Raw genomic sequence first — 16,029 nt, 5'->3', positions numbered from 1 at the left:
GAAAACTCAGTCTATTAAATTAAACGGCATGCCTTACAAATGCGAAAGACTTCCTCAGGATAAACCCGGTAGAGGAAAGATGTGCGAAACTGTTTGAACACCACAATAGCAAACACAAAAGACAACACACCATAAATCACCACGCCCACACCAACACACAAGAACAAACGTACCATGGCATGCTCGGCAATAAGTAATTGCTGCAAGTAAATAACACTTTCATACATTAGTAACGCTGGTACTAAAATCATTAACAGCAATAAAATAACGCGGAACACGGAAAGGGCGAACAGACGATTTGCCATGAGCAACATAAAGGCAAAAGCAATCCCCCCTACAACTGCTCGCATCTGTGAAAATTGCACTACATCCACAGGCACCAGCATAAGAAATGCGGCTATTAATAACGCCAAAGCGAATAAGTCATTAACAATGCCAAAACGCGTATGACCAAAGCTGTCATACCCGATAAACAACAAGGGTTGGGTGACAAACGGCAACATTAAAAACCCGAGAATACCAATAAATGGCGCAACACCCATCCATTTTTCGCCGAGTACGATGAAGGTAAAATCATCCGCAACGGCCATTAACCCTAAGGCACAAGGAAAAGTGACAAACCACGAGAAAAACAACAATTGATAGAGCTTTTCCATAAAGTGAGTTCTGTCACTTTTCAATGACACCAAACCCGCAACAGATGGCCCTAGCGCTGGCCCCATAAGTTCAGATTGCGGCATCAGGGCAAAATCTCGGGCCACTTTAAACTGACCGGTCGCAGTATCACCGTATTGCTTACCAACCAAAAGAACGTCTATTTGCGCACGTGAAAAAGACACGATATTTCGCAAAAATATTTGCGCTGAAAACCGGAACATTTCCGATTCAAAGTGAAAGCGTAATTTTGGTCTAAACGGGCAAACCACATAACTCAATACTGTTGATGAAATAGCTTGTACCGCTTGCCCAATAGCCAACGCGTAGTAATTTTGAAAATAATACGCTGAGGTAATTGTGGCGATAAACGCTACCACTTTTGCGCCAATTTTTATTTGGTTTTCAATTTTAAAATTCACCGCTTTTTGGTAAGAAACCATACCAATATTGGTAAACATTTCGGCAATTTTCACTACCGTCAAAATACGAATAACCGTACTGACTTCCGGGCTTTGTAGAAAATCAGCAATAAAGGGCGCGCAGGTGAGTAGCAAAAGGGCGGCAAGGCTTCTAAACAGGATATTGAGCGTCCAAGCTGAATGGTAGGTATCATCACTTGGGTTTTCGGTGAACAAGAGGTAGCGATTCACTCCCATATTGGTCATTACGTCGAATAAGCCAATCACCATCAAGGCTATTGCGATCAAACCAAAATCTTCAGGCATGAGTAATCTAACCAGTATTAGTGTACTCACGACACCAAGACTTCTCACAATTAAATTACCTATCACGTTCCATTTATAGGAATGAATTATTTTCTTTTTTAGATCCATTAACTTTGTGAGGCCGAATAACCACTGCCACGTTGCTACCACTCGTATGTACTGGCTAGACTAACGGTAAATGCCACGATAAGGAAGTATGATTTCACTGGCGTCGTACTCGCTGATTTACTCGTGCTCTGCCCACGCATCCCAATATGGCGGGCTACCATAATAATCACTGATAAAATCAAGAAACGACCGCACTTTATTGGTCATGTAATGCCTGTGTGCGTACACGGCGTAAAGCCCCAGAGGCTCTGGCTCATAATCCATCAACAGCGGCTTAAGCAAGCCCTGTCTAATGGCATCTCCAACAATAAAAGTGGGTTTAAGTGCAATACCTAAGCCCGCAATAGCGGCCTTAGCCAGTACATCACCATTGTTACTTTCAAACCCAGACACCGCCTGCTTTGCCTGTACTTTTGCCCACTCAGCGCCATACAATTGCGTTTCAAATTCCGAGTAGCTGTAACGCAAAATGTGATGGGTAGCCAACGCTTCACGCGTTTTCGGCTCGCCATACTTATCAAGATAAGCTTGGGAAGCACAAAAAACCATGCGAATAGGAGCAATATGCTTGGCAATTAACGATGAGCTTTTTAGCCTGCCAATTCGCAAAGCAATATCAAACCCCTCATCGACAATATCGACTTTGCGATCATTTAACTGCAAATCGATGCCTACTAGCGGGTAGCGCTCTCTATAATCACACAGCAATGGGGTAATGTGCTGAATAGCAAAAGACACCGGTGCACTAATTCGCAGTAACCCTTGAGATGTACCCTGTAAATTGCTCACCTGCGAATCCATGGCTGCCACCGCGTCGAGCACATGCAAAGCTTGCTGAAAATAATTTTGCCCTGCTTCAGTTAAGCTCACTTTTCGAGTTGTTCTGTTTAACAACCGCACACATAAACGCGCTTCGAGTTGAGCAATATACTTACTCACCAACTGAGGAGACACATTCAGTTTGTCTGCAGCACGAGTAAAACTCCCCGTTTCTGCCACTGCAACAAACGCTTGCATGGTATCTAGCTTATCCATCATCCAACCATTATCAACATTTCATTGTTAATTAAACAACAACTAGCTCATTTATCAACAAAATAACACACAGTAAAGTATCACCATCGTTGAGGAAAACCTCAAAACCCAATATCCAGATTAATGACTTAAGGTGACACTGATGAACAACACAATTTTGACCCGTATTTTTGCGACCCAACAATCTATCGCCAGCACAGTACTTCGCATTCCGGTTGGCCTCACGCTCGCCGCTCACGGCTCTCAAAAACTATTTGCATGGTTTGGCGGTTATGGCTTGGAAGGCACAGGGCAGTGGATGGCAAGCATTGGCCTTGAACCAGGGTTTATCATGGCCTTGCTAGCTGGCAGCGCGGAATTTTTCGGTGGCCTAGCACTCGCTTTAGGGTTATTGACCCGCCCAGCAGCCATTGTAACCGCCTTCACCATGTTAGTGGCTATTTTCAGCGTACATATCAACAACGGTTTATTTATGAGCAACAACGGCTACGAATATGCGCTTACCTTATTTGTGGTCACCATCACCCTTGCCATCCAAGGCGCGGGGCGCTTCTCTATCGACAGTGTAATCAGCCGCCGCCTTCGCGCTGAGTAGTTAACCATCTTATAAATTGGAGTGAGGTAAGTAATAACTCACTCCTATTCAACAGGAGAACCACAATGTTAGTCGATGGCCAATGGCAAGAAAACTGGCAACCCGTACAAAGCAAAGACGCTGACGGTCGATTTATTCGTCAAACCTCAACGTTTAGGCACTGGATCACTGCCGACGGCAGTGCTGGACCAACGGGTAATGAGGGCTTTAAAGCTGAAGCTGGCCGTTATCATCTGTATGTTGCCTATATTTGCCCGTGGGCGTCGCGAACATTAATGGTAAGAGCGTTAAAAGGGCTAGAAGATTATATTAGTGTTTCTGTAGTAAACCCGAAGTTGAGTGATCAAGGGTGGCAATTTGGTGGGTATGAAGATGCCGATACAGACCCATTGCACCATGTATCCTATCTTCACGAGCTATACACAATGGCTGACCCAAAGGTCTATGGCAGAGCAACCGTGCCGGTGCTGTGGGACAAGCATACCAATACACTGGTGAACAATGAGTCAGCAGACATTATTCGTATGTTAAATTCTGCCTTTGATCATCTCACTGGCAATAACGTGAACCTGTACCCTACGGCATTGCAAAATGAAATAGATGCACTAAACACTAACATATACACACAACTCAACAATGGCGTTTACCAGGCTGGTTTCGCCAGTTCTCAAAAAGCGTATGAAGAGGCTTACCAGCATGTCTTTGCCATGCTGAACGCTTTGGAGTTGCGATTGAGAGATGGCCGTCAGTTTCTGTTTGGTGACACTCTCACAGAATCAGACATCCGATTATTTGTTACTTTAATTCGCTTTGATGCGGCGTACTACAGCCTGTTCAAATGCAATCAACAGCAAATTAAAGCCATGCCCTTTTTGCATGCCTATATGCATCGTATTTATGACATTCCCGGCATTGCCAATACGGTAAATATTGATCACATTAAAGCTGGCTATTACTCAATTAACGCCCTTAACCCTACAGGCATTATACCAATCGGGCCTGCGGAAATTTGAGGGCTAGCTGCGATAGAGGGTTTTAATGAGGTGGAAGCCAAACTTGGTTTTTATTGGCCCGTGAACTTTAAGGGTTTCCTTTTTAAACACCACATCGTCAAAGGCTTTCACCATCTGGCCACGGCGAAACTCACCGAGGTCGCCGCCGCGCTTACCCGAAGGGCAAATCGAGTGCTTTTTGGCAAGCGCGGCAAAATTCTTACCTTTCTTGAGTTGTTCAAGGATGGTTAGCGCTTCTTTCTCTGTTTTTACCAAAATATGCACCGCGGCCGCTTTGTTCATTGCAATTGTCTCTATAAATCACCAGCGTGCATTATACCTCGACAATCACAAATCCGCTCGCCCAGCTTCTTTTACCCAGTTATCATTTCACTCGCGATGCAAAATCACTCACACCTTGCTCAGTGCGTTTCACCGGTTTTATGGTACCGTCGTCATTAAAATACAGGTATTCTGCGGCGCTATGGCGTTGACGGCCACAAGTAGAATCTAACTCAAGCCAGCGATGATAGAAAACAAGCCATTGGCCTTTATACTCAACAATAGAATGATGGTTATTGCTGTTAGCCTCTTGCTCCATAAAGGCTCCTTGATAAGTCCAAGGCCCCTTAGGTGAACGACTGGTGTAGTAGGTTAATACCCGGTTATTTTCTGGCATGGTGAAATAGTAAAGGTCGTTGCGTTTAAATACCCAAGGCCCTTCCATTTTAGGCTCATAGCCCCCCATATCCATTTTCTCTAATTCGCCTTTCACACTGCGCATATCGTCGGCCATTTCAACCACGTGATAATCATGGCCTTTGGCGTGCACATACAAATATGCCTTGCCATCATCATCGATAAACATGCTTGGATCGTTGGCGTAAGGGTCGGTCCACAACGGCTTACCAATCACATCTTTAAACGGCCCAGTTGGCGAGTCACTTTCAGCAATACCAATGCCCATCCACTTAGTGCTTTTTTCTGGGTTCACCCTGTCTTTGTGGCCAGTACCCGCGGGGAAAACCAAATAATATTTACCGTTTTTATACGCCGCATCAGGCGCCCACGCGTAGTTATCAGCCCAAGTTAAGTCATCTACCGATAAGCTAGGCCCATGGTTGGTCCAATTCACAAGATCGGTAGATGAAAAGGTGTACCAATCTTTCATCCAGAAGTCTTCCTGACACTCAAGATCATGGGAGGTGTAAATATACATACGCCCATCTTTCCAAACGTGAGCAGAAGGGTCGGCAGTGCGTAGCTTGTCGCCTAATTCGAGAGGGTTTTGCGCCAGAAGAGAAAAAGACAGCGTAGATAAACAGAGTGCAGCAATTAGTTTTGTCATGTTGACAGGCTCTTGAGAAATCAAAGAATTAACGAAAAAGTAACAACATGAGTGAAAGGTAGCTACTACTACCTAAGATATTGATTGAAATGTTCAAATGAGAATAGTGAGAACAATACAGAGACCTCCCTCTATAGAAGGTGGCTTCTTACAAACTGACCCCGTGGGCTATGAATTTTCGGCTAGCGCCGGCGCTTCAGTGAGGCTTGGATTGGAGGCAGGAACAGATATTAGTTTCACCAGAGAAAAAGACGACTTTTAAGTGATCATAAAAATAACGAAAGACCACTTATAACAGTGCCTCCAAGGGAAATCACATGTAACCGTACACATGTTTACACTGTGTTTCATCTAGGTGTACACAACAGGTTTTGTCATTTACGATAATATCCTTAAGGAAATACTCGAAAGGAATGCCATGAGTAAAAAAAGTAAAGCAAGACGTGACGCGAAGAAAAAGAAGTTAAAGAACAAAAATCATAAAGTAGATAAAAATTTCTCCCCAACTCGGGTTAAATCAGATGGAGGTCCAGTCTTAACTAGCTTTGAAAATCCTCTATCTTCGTTGACTAGAGAACAACGAGAGTCTTTAATCGAAAAAATTTCTTCTGAGAGTAAAGTTAAGCTAAAAGAAGGAATCGATGACCTTAAGGAATTCCTTTGTGAGTACTGTCCGTTAACTACTTTATCAATTGTCTCTACTTATTCTTTAAGTCAGGGTATCAGTGACGATGGGGTTGTTAATAAAGAATCTCCCATTGGGGTTGAGCAATATCATGTGGAGCTACTACAAGCTTTAATTCTGACGATACCTAAAGATTCGTTAGGTACAAAAATGCCTACGAATAGAGATATTGAAGTTGTTTTTGAGCTAATTAAAGAAATTCAACAAAACTCAACTCACAGTAGATATAGAACAGCAGAACTCAATCAGTCTAATGAAGAAAAAGCAATATCTACTATTCAGGAGCTGCTAAGAGGACATACTCAAATAGTCCGTAATTGGGGTTTTAACTCTCAGATTAAAACAATAATTACGGAGCTCTACACATATTTTGATGTTGAAGTTAACAACATATTTGGTTTTACAGTCACAGACACTATAAAAGTATTCTCTCATTTAGTTAGTAGTGGTGAACAAAGATTAACTGAAAGATATGAATTTTTGAGTAGCGTTTATAGAACTCATGACAAGAAAAAACTAATAGATTTATATACTGACCATATAGGTCTCTCAGTGAATGACAAAGAAGAGCTGTTTGAGGATTTAGCTATTGATAAAACTCCCTTCAAACAGTTATTTTTCCTAATGCTTTCTCACTATGACTTATTCACTCCATACATGTATCACATAGATTGTGAAGAATTAAGTCAAAAGTTAAGCATTGCACAAGAGACTATAGTAAAAATACTCAACCATTTTTCACTCGAAAGCGGTGAACTTGCTACCCACTATCAGGATTTCATATTTCTTGATAACCCTATCTGGACAAGACCTATAGTCCAAAGAGAGTCAGAGTATTTCTGTCCACTCCCACAAGTGTTTTTTAGTTTCTCCTTGAACAGTCTAGACAATCTAATCGAAGGTTATGATAAAGACAAACTTCATGAAAGAAGAGCGTTATATCTAGAAGAAAAGATAGAAGAGATAGTAAAAACGAGGTTTCCTGAATCTCATACAATCTCCGGAATACAATGGGATTTTGAGGGAAAAACATTTGAGACAGACCTAATCACCTTCATAGATTCTCATGCACTAATAATAGAGGCCAAATCACACAATATTACAAAGCCAGCTTTGAGAGGTGCTCCAGATCGAATCAAAAAGCACTTCAAAGAAATTTATATTGATCCTAGCGTTCAGTCATTTAGGTTTGCTGAAAAGATTAAAGAATTAATCGAAAATCCGGATACGAATGACCCACTAATCGACAAACTACCAATCGACATTTCAAAAATTAACAAAGTTATTCGAGTTTCAGTTTCGCTAGAGGATTTTGCCACTTTACAAACTAATCTGAAATTATTCGAAGATACTGGCTGGCTACCAGATGGATATGAATCATGCCCCTCAACCAATTTAGCTGATTTTGAGACAACATTTGATTTGCTAGAGCACCCAGTACAAATACTCCACTATCTAGAAAGACGAAGCATAATTCAAAAGCAATATAATCTTATGGGAGACGAGCTAGATTATTTGGGGCTTTACCTATCGACGTTTTTAGCTTTAGGGAACTTTAGTGATTATGCTACAGATCACGTTATAAATATTAGCGGAATGTCTGATTCTATAGACAGTTACTATCAGGCTAAAGATGCCGGTGTATCAATCCAAAAGCCTAAACCTAAAACATCTAAATTATTCACTGAGATATTCAACCAACTCGAAAAACGCTCAACCCCAAGGTGGACGGAAATAGGTTGTATACTAAATATGTATGTACCTGAAGACCAAGTTCAACTGAGTAATATGATAAAAAGTTTGTCCAAGAGAGTGCACCACACTTGGCAACAAGTAGGTCACAAGAACATGATTATTTTATGCCCTCATGAGTCTTCTGAATATTCTCTCGCTGTCGTTTTATACAAGGATGCTAATAAACAATTAAGAGATAAATTCATCAACGAAGCATCAGTGCAAGCCTTGGAACCTGATCATGTAAAGCAATGCTTATTAATTGCAAAGAACATTGATGACAACGAAATAGCATACCATTTGATTGGATTGTTTGAGTCCAGATAGCTAAAAGTCCACTTAAATAAACGACACTTTTATTATTTGTAATGATACGCTGCAATCTAAAGGGTGAGGTGCATGCTACGTCATCCCCCCTGAGATTGTGGGTACGAAAATACCTAACGATGGAGTATATATAAACCTACGACATCTCTTGATGACTTACCTCTGAGGTTAGCCTTATCAGGTTGCGAAGTAGACGTACAACGTGTCCTTCTTCCTTTATTCAACACATCATTAATCATTTCTACTTCAGATACTTCAACTTCATTATTATTCCAATCGAATCCAAATTTGTTTACGTCCTTGGGCGCAGACCTAAATGAAAGATTCCCCGTTTTTTCACTTTCAACTTTTACAGGGAATGCCCAATCGCCATTTTTCAGCAAGAAGGCTATTTCCTTTGACTCTTCACGACTACTCATAAATCCTCCAAACAAGATATATTCTGCCCTGAATACACGAAAGCTACACACTAAAAGCAAAAAAGCCACCAAGTATTATCTTGATGGCTTTCTATAGGTCTCAATGCCGTGTTAGATCAAAAGGGTTTATTATTGTCTCTACATATGAAAAATAAACCCTTGCAGATCAAAGACAAAGAGAGGAACAGGCAATTACATCAAAGTACCCCAAATACCCACAATTCCCTTAATCCCTGACCAATAGAGGGATGTAAGCCACTTGGCGTTCCACATTCCGTTATACACAAACTTATAAGGGGATTAATTATGACTAAATTAAACAAACACATTAAGAAGCATCACGACACCTACGTTTATCACCGCAGAGTTCCAAAAGCACTCGCACATCTATATAAAGGTACACATATTACTTTCAGTCTGAATACGAGTTGTATAAAAGTAGCCAGACTAAAACGAGACAGATTTAACGGCCAACTTGCAATTCAAATGCAATCCGCATTGAGTCCAGAAAGAGAAACCTTTAAGAAACACCTACAGGTCGCTGAGGAATACGCTGAGGGGATTAAGGATACTAGTTCAGGTCTATTTTATGATGACTTCTTCCCTCGTAATCCTATCGCTCATGCAGCATATAGACAGGTTGCATACGGTGAAACGAATCATCCATATACTTATACCATCAAAGAAGCTCTGAGTAGCCTACTCGCCCGTAAGACCTCACTTTCAGAGGATACAAAGCAAAAGCTTAATTCGTCCCTCAAAAGGTTTCTCACCTTTATGGGAGTCAATGATATTAGTCTTCAGGACATCGATAAAAAGTCTGTTGTGGCCTACATTGAACACCTTGGCGATGAATATGCTCATGGCACTATTGCCGCTCATCTATCGCGCCTTAAGTCAATCTGGACTCATGCTTTTCAACTGGGTGAAATATCCATTAAGCAAAGCCCATTTGAAGACCATGATTTAAGTCCATATAAAAGTGGGTCATCACAACGTAAGCAACTGTTTAGCACTGAGCAATTACGCAAGGTTTTATCTGACTGTCCTGATGAAGTGAAGTCCTTAGTTAAACTGGGCTTGTTTACTGGGGCACGTATCAGTGAGTTATGTAATGCTGACGTGGAGGTGGTAGAAGGGATTAAATGTCTTGTTGTCCATAAAGGTAAAACTGAAAGTGCAGTAAGGTACATCCCTTTAGCTGAACAAGTGGCAGACCTACCGTTACCATTGAAGATGGACCACAAAGCAGCAGGGCGTACCTTCTCTCGCTTTAAAGTCAGTCAGATTACTGATGACTCTACACGGTCTTTCCATTCACTACGTAACCACTTCATAACAGCAGGTCAACGCGCTGAAGGACTCAGTGAATTTGATGTTGCCTATGTTGCCGGTCATAAAACCGGAACCACTATGAGTTTTGGTCATTATGCGAGACATGATGTTAAGCGACTAAAGCAAACTGTGGATACCGTTGCAAGCCAGATTGAGAAAGAATGGCTTTAGATAAACCATAATGTGGCACCTGCTTTCAGCAGCATGCCACCACCAAAAATAAACTTGACAATCAATGTGATACACGGATAAAGTAAAAAAACCTCAAGAGGAGGTTGAAAAATTAACTTAAATTGGTTAAATTTTCACAAGCAGGTATAAAAATGGATGGTTGGGGATTGTCTTATGTTGAGTAAATTTGGTCAGTTGGTAAGAAAACTCAGGATTGATAGGCAAATGAAGTTAGGTGAAATGGCAGTTGGCCTTGGTGTGTCTTCTGCTTACTTATCAGCTTTAGAGAATAATAAAAAGAAATTGACGAACGACTTTGTTGAGCGTGTAGTTGAGTTTTTCGATGTAAGCGATAAAGCAGCAGATGAAATTCGTGATGCAGCAGCGCTCTCGAAAGAGGAATTTGTATTGAAACCCAAGAAAGATAGTGAAATTAATCTAGAGGCAGTGGCTATGTTTGCTAGAAGTATTGAGTCTTCATCACTGAGTGAAGAAAAAGCTAAGAAGATTTTGGACATTCTAAAGATGTAGGAGCAACCAAAACATGATCAGGAAACAAGGGCACAAGGTGCCGCCTCTTAGTACTGCAAAAATCAGAGGCATTGCCAATAAGCTGCGATGTATATTTGATACACTCTCAGATCGCTCGCAGCTAAAGTTTGACGTCTTAGCAGCTATCGAATTTCATCTACCCTCGATTAATTCAGATTACTCATACGTCATTGTAGAAGACCAAAGTCTAGGTGACGATCACGCCCAAACATTCCCTGATAAGAATTTGATAAAGATAAAACAGTCTACTTATGATGGGGCTCTTAGAGGCTCCGGTAGAGACCGATTTACGCTGGCTCACGAAATTGGCCACTTATTTCTGCACAAGAACATTTCCTCCTTCGCACGATCTTCTTCTCCCAGCACCAAACACAAAGCCTTTGAGGATTCAGAATGGCAAGCAGACTGTTTTGCAGCTGAACTTTTGATGCCTTTTGATGATGTCAGAAGATGCACTTCAGCTTTAGAGGTCCAATTTAAATTTGGAGTATCATTACAAGCGGCTGAAGTTAGATGGAACAAGGTGAGGAGTGAAATCGAAGAAAATAAATAAGGTAGCTTCACCATGAATTAATATAGTTCAGCTACCCGATTTAAATCGAAAGTTTCTGGCGTGGTGGGATGTCCCCAGAACACCTAAAACATTTCTCTAAGTTTGGCGACTATGAGTATATATCAGTTTTTAGGTCTTGGCTATTCATCCCTAATCATGAATAGGAGTAGTGCTATGCATTCACGCATACATAAATCCAAGACCGTTCCTGTGCGACGTTATCGCCGTTTCAGATTTGGTCAGTGGGAAGACGTCTGTAAACACTTCAGAAGTCCCCCAAGATATTAATTTGTGAGGGGGGTCCCCCTCGCAATTATTACCAGCTTAGAGCTTGCTATTTAGTGAGCGATAATTTTAAGAATTTGATTAGGAATATTTCCAGTGCGCGATTTTAACAGTAATGGTGATATTAACGTCAATGGCGACCTTAATATTACAGACCAGTCTCAAACAACACAGCACAAACTGCTATATCAACTTACCAGCGAAGAATTACTTCAAGAGCGTCCGTTTCGTATTGAAAACATTCAATTAGAACAAGGTGAAAAGATTAAACGGTTAAAACCCTTATACTTTCTCGTTGTGGTTCTAATTGGTCTTGGAGCTACTTTTTCTGCAATTTACGGTAAAGGAGCTCTAGTAAGCCTTTTGACGTGGTTATGCAGTCTGATTTTAGGATTTAAATCTCTTGAAGCAACTTTTACAGACAATGCATTCCAGAAAGATGAACGTGAAGCTGTAAGGCAAATTTCTAGACTGCTGAAGCAAAGAAGAAGTTAAAAGTGTTGGGTGGACGATCTTACCTTCGTCGCACCCAGTTTCCCATTAACTTACCCAGCCTGTAGAGCCACTCGGATTGCGTCATTAGCTTGCATGATTTCACCGTAACGACTATCAACATAAACGATATTAGCGCCCTTAACGGTCATTTGGTCCACAGTGAAATACGACCCTTCACCTCTAAGATCCAACACCTTGATAGCAGACCGTAAGTCACCAAACACTACAGGGGTCTCATTGGCTCCTTCACCGTTCATCTGGTCGATGATAACGATGGGATGACCTAGCATCATGAAGGACTCTTCAAGGCTATAAGGGGAGCGGCCACAATGAATCAACAATGACTGACCATTACTGTCTACCACTTGCTCCAGAGCCTCAAATACATCAGCATTCATGTACCATTTAGCCATGCGCTTGTACTTAGTGGATAGGGATTTCTTAAGGGATACAAAGTAAGACCGGATAGCCGTAGCATTGGCCCCAAATGAGCCGCTAAGACCCGTCTTGACCACCTGATAATAATCCTGATGTCTTTCACTGTCTGGCTTCAGGGCCTCTGAGAATGCGTTAGGTTTATCTATACGGGCCTGTAGGATACCCCTTAACCTCTGGATACCGTTACTACGGCTTTCATCACCGTAAAGTAACTCAGCTACCAGAAGATTACGGAAGTCATCACCCGTCAACCGGACCACTTCAGACTCAAGGTCTATCTTAGCGTCATTCACGATTTCATCCGTTAGTAATGCCTGAGCATAGATCTTACCAAAGAGACCAGATACGCCTACATAACGCTGACCATTGTTAAGTACCGGAGCAGTAGTGAATCCATCTTGTTCACCTGTAAGGGCTACCTGAGGCCGTGAGGTAACCACTAGGGTTTTATACTCAGTAGACTCCACTTCAATACGGTCAACTTCATTAAGTAACGCATGGGTATCTGTGGCTTTGTCGATGATTTGAGTGGCTACACGTTCACCCACTGCATTGGCATCAGGAGTAGCTAGCGCTTTGTTCTTAACTGAGGTCTTAATGCTTGACTTATTGGCTGTATTTTTCATATGTATTTTCCTTTTGAATAGGCACACAAAAGCTGCCCTGAAGGGTTATTCCTTAAGGCATTTCTCATGTGATTGTGTTTGCTTATTGGGATGTCTCAGGAGGGCCTGAAGTTAACTGTAAGGCCATACAAGACGAGAAAGGGGGTAAGGCTTCAGGATGGTACCTGAGGGCCTCTGAGGGGCCTAGAGAGAGCCTGACAGAAAGAGTTTTGCTATGTCATCCGCTAGTCGAGAGGCTGACTCTTGGGTCATGCCGTAGACTCTCTTAAATAGTTGCTCATTTTGGTCCTGAGAGCGCAAGAGTGTGATTTTGCGACCATCATTTAATTCTATGAATGCAATGCGGGTCTTCTCCGGTTTCTCTATGCTGAGAGGCTTACAGGAGACTTTTACTGATTTACGTTTCTTCTTGAACATTGTTGTATTCCTTACGGTTTCTCTAGTCCATTAGCCCTGTTGTATCTGGTCGCTAGGCCTGTGATGAATGAAGTACGGGATACGCTGACGCCATGGGACTCCATGAAGTGCTTCCTTGCCTTGTCTATCTCAAGGTATTCCTCCCGCGTTAACGCTATGGTTGTTCTTTTGGGTTTACTGAGGTTATTACTGGTCATAATTCAAAGGTCCATGTTTAACGGTTATGTAAAAAATACTAACGGGGTATTCCGTGACGGATTCCGTTAGCATGGTAAAGGTTTGCTTGGGGGGTGACCCCTTAGGGTGTAACGGCCCTAGGTGAGCGTGGTGAATTCTTAGGGCCGTTACATAAGCATCATGTAGACCTATCGTTAGACGTGTAGGTAACTGACCTACATAGAACTACATGAGCCGTGAACACAAACAAAAGAAACAAATACAGCCTGTCAGACTGAAGTTATCAATAAGCACACCCTGAGGCTGAAATTAAAGGTAGTGAGATTGTTGAAGGGACTATTTTCAGCAGTGAGGCTCACGTTTGTGAAGAGACCTCAAAATGTGCTTATGGATAGCTTCACGTAATCGAAAGGCTTTCTTTCTTCTAATGGTCAGGGATAATTAGTTGAAGTAGTGGATGACTTATTTTGGTAAAACTTAAGGTTCTTCTTCGTCATCCTGCCCCATTTCCGCATTATGCGCTTTTGACTCACTTTCATTTTGAGTCATATTGCTCACTGAACGTTTTGACTCACTTTGAGGAATTTTAACATCATGTACTTTTTCCTCACTTTGAGGAATTTGCGCATCATGCGTTTTTTCCTCACTTTTACTTTGAGTCATATTGCTCACTGAGCGTTTTGACTCATCAATTAAACAAACTCAAATTTAAGCCTCAATGACCTCAGGAATCAGTCAGGTAGTTTAGCGCTATGGCCCGCTGCCTTTGTGAAAGACCTGATAGTAAGTTTGTTAACTCATCATCACTAAGAGATTCCTTTCGTCCCCTTGGCTTATCGTTTTTTCTTTTTTCTTTATCAAACTCAGCCCATGGATCTTCCGCTACGGTTGCTGAAGTAATGTGGTTAAATACTGAAGGTTCTTCTTCGTCATCCTGTCCCATTTCCGCATCATGCGCTTTTGGGACACTTTGACCCATTTCCGCGTTATGCGCTTTTGAGTCACCTTGAGTAATTTCCGCATCATGCGCTTTTTGCTCACCTTGAGGAATTTTGAAGTCACTACTTTTTTCCTCACCCTCGACTTCCATATTTTCTTCCTGAGTCATTTCCGCATTATGCGCTTTTGACTCACTTTCATTTTGAGTCATTTTGCTCAATGAGCGTTTTGACTCACTAAGAATCCTACTAATAGTCTTTTGGGATACACCCGTTCTTAGTTGAATCTCACGTTGAGAAATACCCTCATAATCTAAGCGTCTGACCTCAAAGTCACGAGCATCAGTGAGTTCCTTGCGGATTTCTTCAGTGGCTCTCCTATAGGTCGCAGAGGAACACTTAACCACCTTCATGATGGCTTCACTGTCTAACGTAAACTTGTTCTTTGAGAAGCCTATGCGGTCTACCTCTAGTAGCTTTTGGATTGCGTTTTGTATATCTGTGCTCTTACGCTTTAGACCATGATTAGCATTGACCCCAGCAGCCGCTACAATTGCCTCAGCCATGGTATCAAACTCAGTGAGTCTTACTGAGACATTATTGAGGTCTACGTGACACTCTATCTCTTCTTGTTCTGCTAACCACTTTAAAGCGGTTAACCTATGGAATCCATCAATAGGCACATATTCGTTAGTGTCTTTAATCAGGGCAACCCATGGTAGTTCCCTGAAAGACCCAGTGTCAGCGTATGAATGCGCTAGGTCTTCTACGTGGCTCATATCCTCACCTAATGACCTCAACTGAGTAGGTGCCTCAAGGTTGATTTTAGAGAGTGCAATGGTATTCATGTGTGTTGTGCTCCTTGCTTAGGTTAATTTCTAGGGAATAATCTTGAGAGAGTTAAGGTACAAATCTAGGGAGGTCAAAGTGAGTGACCTTTTATGATGATGACCACATTAATGGCAACTCAATAGTCTGAGCTATAGGGAAGGCATTGGGGGCCATAACGTAAGAAGTAACCAATATTGATACTATCAGTAGATCTAACCTTGATGGTCCCTAGGGTATCTTTAAGTATATGACTATTAACGGTATCAGTTATTGGTTTATCATCTAAAGAGGTTACGTGAGGTAATCCCTAAGGATAAATGATCATAGATAGTAACCATATCAGTTGATTAACCATGGTAGTCCTAATGGGATACCCTGTGGTGATATACACAATAGATATTAATCAGTAGTGGTCATATCCCAATGAGGTTCCTTAAGGTATACCCTAATGTTCTTTCTTTACGTTTCTTTCTTATGGTCAGGGACAATTCACTAAGGTTACTTAATGGTCGCTATGATCCCATTGGTATTCATTAGGTATATGACCATGGTTTATAATTAATAATGGTCTATCACCACTAGTTAG

15 protein-coding genes are annotated in these 16,029 nt (G+C 41.7%); 7 read left to right on the top strand and 8 right to left on the bottom strand.

Translation table 11 applies throughout. The features are described from left to right. Positions 1–14 precede the first annotated feature (14 nt). Entirely contained in the window at positions 15–1,490 is a 1,476-nt protein-coding gene (locus ACXAH6_RS04655; protein ID WP_474875471.1) for an oligosaccharide flippase family protein, read from the bottom strand. A 117-nt stretch (positions 1,491–1,607) separates the two neighbouring features. Beyond that, positions 1,608–2,528 carry a LysR family transcriptional regulator gene (locus tag ACXAH6_RS04650; RefSeq protein ID WP_474875470.1) on the bottom strand — a complete coding sequence of 307 codons (921 nt, stop codon included), beginning with the start codon at positions 2,526–2,528 and terminating at the stop codon, positions 1,608–1,610. A 139-nt stretch (positions 2,529–2,667) separates the two neighbouring features. Here ACXAH6_RS04650 and ACXAH6_RS04645 point away from each other — a divergent pair, with 139 nt between their 5' ends. Continuing rightward, positions 2,668–3,120 (top strand): DoxX family protein, encoded by a 453-nt coding sequence (locus tag ACXAH6_RS04645; protein ID WP_474875469.1) that lies wholly within the window; start codon positions 2,668–2,670, stop codon positions 3,118–3,120. 65 nt (positions 3,121–3,185) lie between these two features. After that, the gene (locus tag ACXAH6_RS04640; RefSeq protein WP_474875468.1) at positions 3,186–4,133 is read left to right on the top strand and encodes a glutathione S-transferase family protein; all 948 of its coding nucleotides are present in this window, start codon (positions 3,186–3,188) and stop codon (positions 4,131–4,133) included. Positions 4,134–4,136: 3 nt separating this feature from the next. Here ACXAH6_RS04640 and ppiC read toward each other — a convergent pair whose 3' ends face one another. Further along, complete coding sequence (gene ppiC / locus ACXAH6_RS04635; protein WP_474875467.1) at positions 4,137–4,415, bottom strand: peptidylprolyl isomerase PpiC; 279 nt, start codon at positions 4,413–4,415, stop codon at positions 4,137–4,139. A gap of 82 nt (positions 4,416–4,497) precedes the next feature. Further along, on the bottom strand, positions 4,498–5,460 hold the full coding sequence (locus ACXAH6_RS04630) for a family 43 glycosylhydrolase (RefSeq protein WP_474875466.1): 963 nt from the start codon (positions 5,458–5,460) through the stop codon (positions 4,498–4,500). A 418-nt stretch (positions 5,461–5,878) separates the two neighbouring features. Here ACXAH6_RS04630 and ACXAH6_RS04625 point away from each other — a divergent pair, with 418 nt between their 5' ends. Next, entirely contained in the window at positions 5,879–8,206 is a 2,328-nt protein-coding gene (locus ACXAH6_RS04625) for a hypothetical protein (RefSeq protein WP_474875465.1), read from the top strand. A 113-nt stretch (positions 8,207–8,319) separates the two neighbouring features. Here the strand turns inward: ACXAH6_RS04625 and ACXAH6_RS04620 are convergent, their stop codons facing one another. After that, positions 8,320–8,625, bottom strand: coding sequence for a hypothetical protein (locus ACXAH6_RS04620; RefSeq protein WP_474875464.1), 306 nt, complete (start codon positions 8,623–8,625; stop codon positions 8,320–8,322). Between the two features lie 306 nt (positions 8,626–8,931). On the opposite strand from ACXAH6_RS04620, the gene ACXAH6_RS04615 reads away from it, so the two are divergent. The 4 genes from ACXAH6_RS04615 (at position 8,932) to ACXAH6_RS04600 (ending at position 12,016) form a co-directional block, all read left to right on the top strand. Then, positions 8,932–10,131 (top strand): phage integrase SAM-like domain-containing protein, encoded by a 1,200-nt coding sequence (locus ACXAH6_RS04615; RefSeq protein WP_474875463.1) that lies wholly within the window; start codon positions 8,932–8,934, stop codon positions 10,129–10,131. Between the two features lie 174 nt (positions 10,132–10,305). After that, on the top strand, positions 10,306–10,662 hold the full coding sequence (locus ACXAH6_RS04610) for a helix-turn-helix domain-containing protein (protein WP_370244915.1): 357 nt from the start codon (positions 10,306–10,308) through the stop codon (positions 10,660–10,662). A gap of 13 nt (positions 10,663–10,675) precedes the next feature. Continuing rightward, complete coding sequence (locus ACXAH6_RS04605) at positions 10,676–11,236, top strand: ImmA/IrrE family metallo-endopeptidase (protein ID WP_474875462.1); 561 nt, start codon at positions 10,676–10,678, stop codon at positions 11,234–11,236. 381 nt (positions 11,237–11,617) lie between these two features. Beyond that, positions 11,618–12,016 (top strand): hypothetical protein, encoded by a 399-nt coding sequence (locus ACXAH6_RS04600; RefSeq protein WP_474875461.1) that lies wholly within the window; start codon positions 11,618–11,620, stop codon positions 12,014–12,016. A gap of 50 nt (positions 12,017–12,066) precedes the next feature. On the opposite strand, the gene ACXAH6_RS04595 is transcribed toward ACXAH6_RS04600, so the two are convergent. The 3 genes from ACXAH6_RS04595 to ACXAH6_RS04585 all read right to left on the bottom strand — a co-directional run bounded on the left by ACXAH6_RS04595 (position 12,067) and on the right by ACXAH6_RS04585 (position 15,460). Continuing rightward, positions 12,067–13,080: a phage major capsid protein gene (locus ACXAH6_RS04595; RefSeq protein WP_474875460.1), complete on the bottom strand. Its 1,014-nt coding sequence runs from the start codon at positions 13,078–13,080 to the stop codon at positions 12,067–12,069. A gap of 1,071 nt (positions 13,081–14,151) precedes the next feature. Continuing rightward, on the bottom strand, positions 14,152–14,337 hold the full coding sequence (locus tag ACXAH6_RS04590; protein ID WP_474875459.1) for a hypothetical protein: 186 nt from the start codon (positions 14,335–14,337) through the stop codon (positions 14,152–14,154). 61 nt (positions 14,338–14,398) lie between these two features. Then, positions 14,399–15,460, bottom strand: coding sequence for a hypothetical protein (locus ACXAH6_RS04585; RefSeq protein ID WP_474875458.1), 1,062 nt, complete (start codon positions 15,458–15,460; stop codon positions 14,399–14,401). Positions 15,461–16,029 lie beyond the last annotated feature (569 nt).

This window comes from Alteromonas sp. ABE4_545 (assembly GCF_056161325.1).
The sequence above is the reverse complement of the archived record's forward strand: the minus strand, read 5'-3'. Positions and strand labels throughout refer to the sequence as shown.

Coding starts and splice junctions, on each gene's coding strand:
- ACXAH6_RS04655 (WP_474875471.1), bottom strand. CDS start 1,490: ATGGATCTAAAAAAGAAAATAATTCATTCCTATAAATGGAACGTGATA.
- ACXAH6_RS04650 (WP_474875470.1), bottom strand. CDS start 2,528: ATGATGGATAAGCTAGATACCATGCAAGCGTTTGTTGCAGTGGCAGAA.
- ACXAH6_RS04645 (WP_474875469.1), top strand. CDS start 2,668: ATGAACAACACAATTTTGACCCGTATTTTTGCGACCCAACAATCTATC.
- ACXAH6_RS04640 (WP_474875468.1), top strand. CDS start 3,186: ATGTTAGTCGATGGCCAATGGCAAGAAAACTGGCAACCCGTACAAAGC.
- ppiC (WP_474875467.1), bottom strand. CDS start 4,415: ATGAACAAAGCGGCCGCGGTGCATATTTTGGTAAAAACAGAGAAAGAA.
- ACXAH6_RS04630 (WP_474875466.1), bottom strand. CDS start 5,460: ATGACAAAACTAATTGCTGCACTCTGTTTATCTACGCTGTCTTTTTCT.
- ACXAH6_RS04625 (WP_474875465.1), top strand. CDS start 5,879: ATGAGTAAAAAAAGTAAAGCAAGACGTGACGCGAAGAAAAAGAAGTTA.
- ACXAH6_RS04620 (WP_474875464.1), bottom strand. CDS start 8,625: ATGAGTAGTCGTGAAGAGTCAAAGGAAATAGCCTTCTTGCTGAAAAAT.
- ACXAH6_RS04615 (WP_474875463.1), top strand. CDS start 8,932: ATGACTAAATTAAACAAACACATTAAGAAGCATCACGACACCTACGTT.
- ACXAH6_RS04610 (WP_370244915.1), top strand. CDS start 10,306: ATGTTGAGTAAATTTGGTCAGTTGGTAAGAAAACTCAGGATTGATAGG.
- ACXAH6_RS04605 (WP_474875462.1), top strand. CDS start 10,676: ATGATCAGGAAACAAGGGCACAAGGTGCCGCCTCTTAGTACTGCAAAA.
- ACXAH6_RS04595 (WP_474875460.1), bottom strand. CDS start 13,080: ATGAAAAATACAGCCAATAAGTCAAGCATTAAGACCTCAGTTAAGAAC.
- ACXAH6_RS04590 (WP_474875459.1), bottom strand. CDS start 14,337: ATGACTCAAAGTAAAAGTGAGGAAAAAACGCATGATGCGCAAATTCCT.
- ACXAH6_RS04585 (WP_474875458.1), bottom strand. CDS start 15,460: ATGAATACCATTGCACTCTCTAAAATCAACCTTGAGGCACCTACTCAG.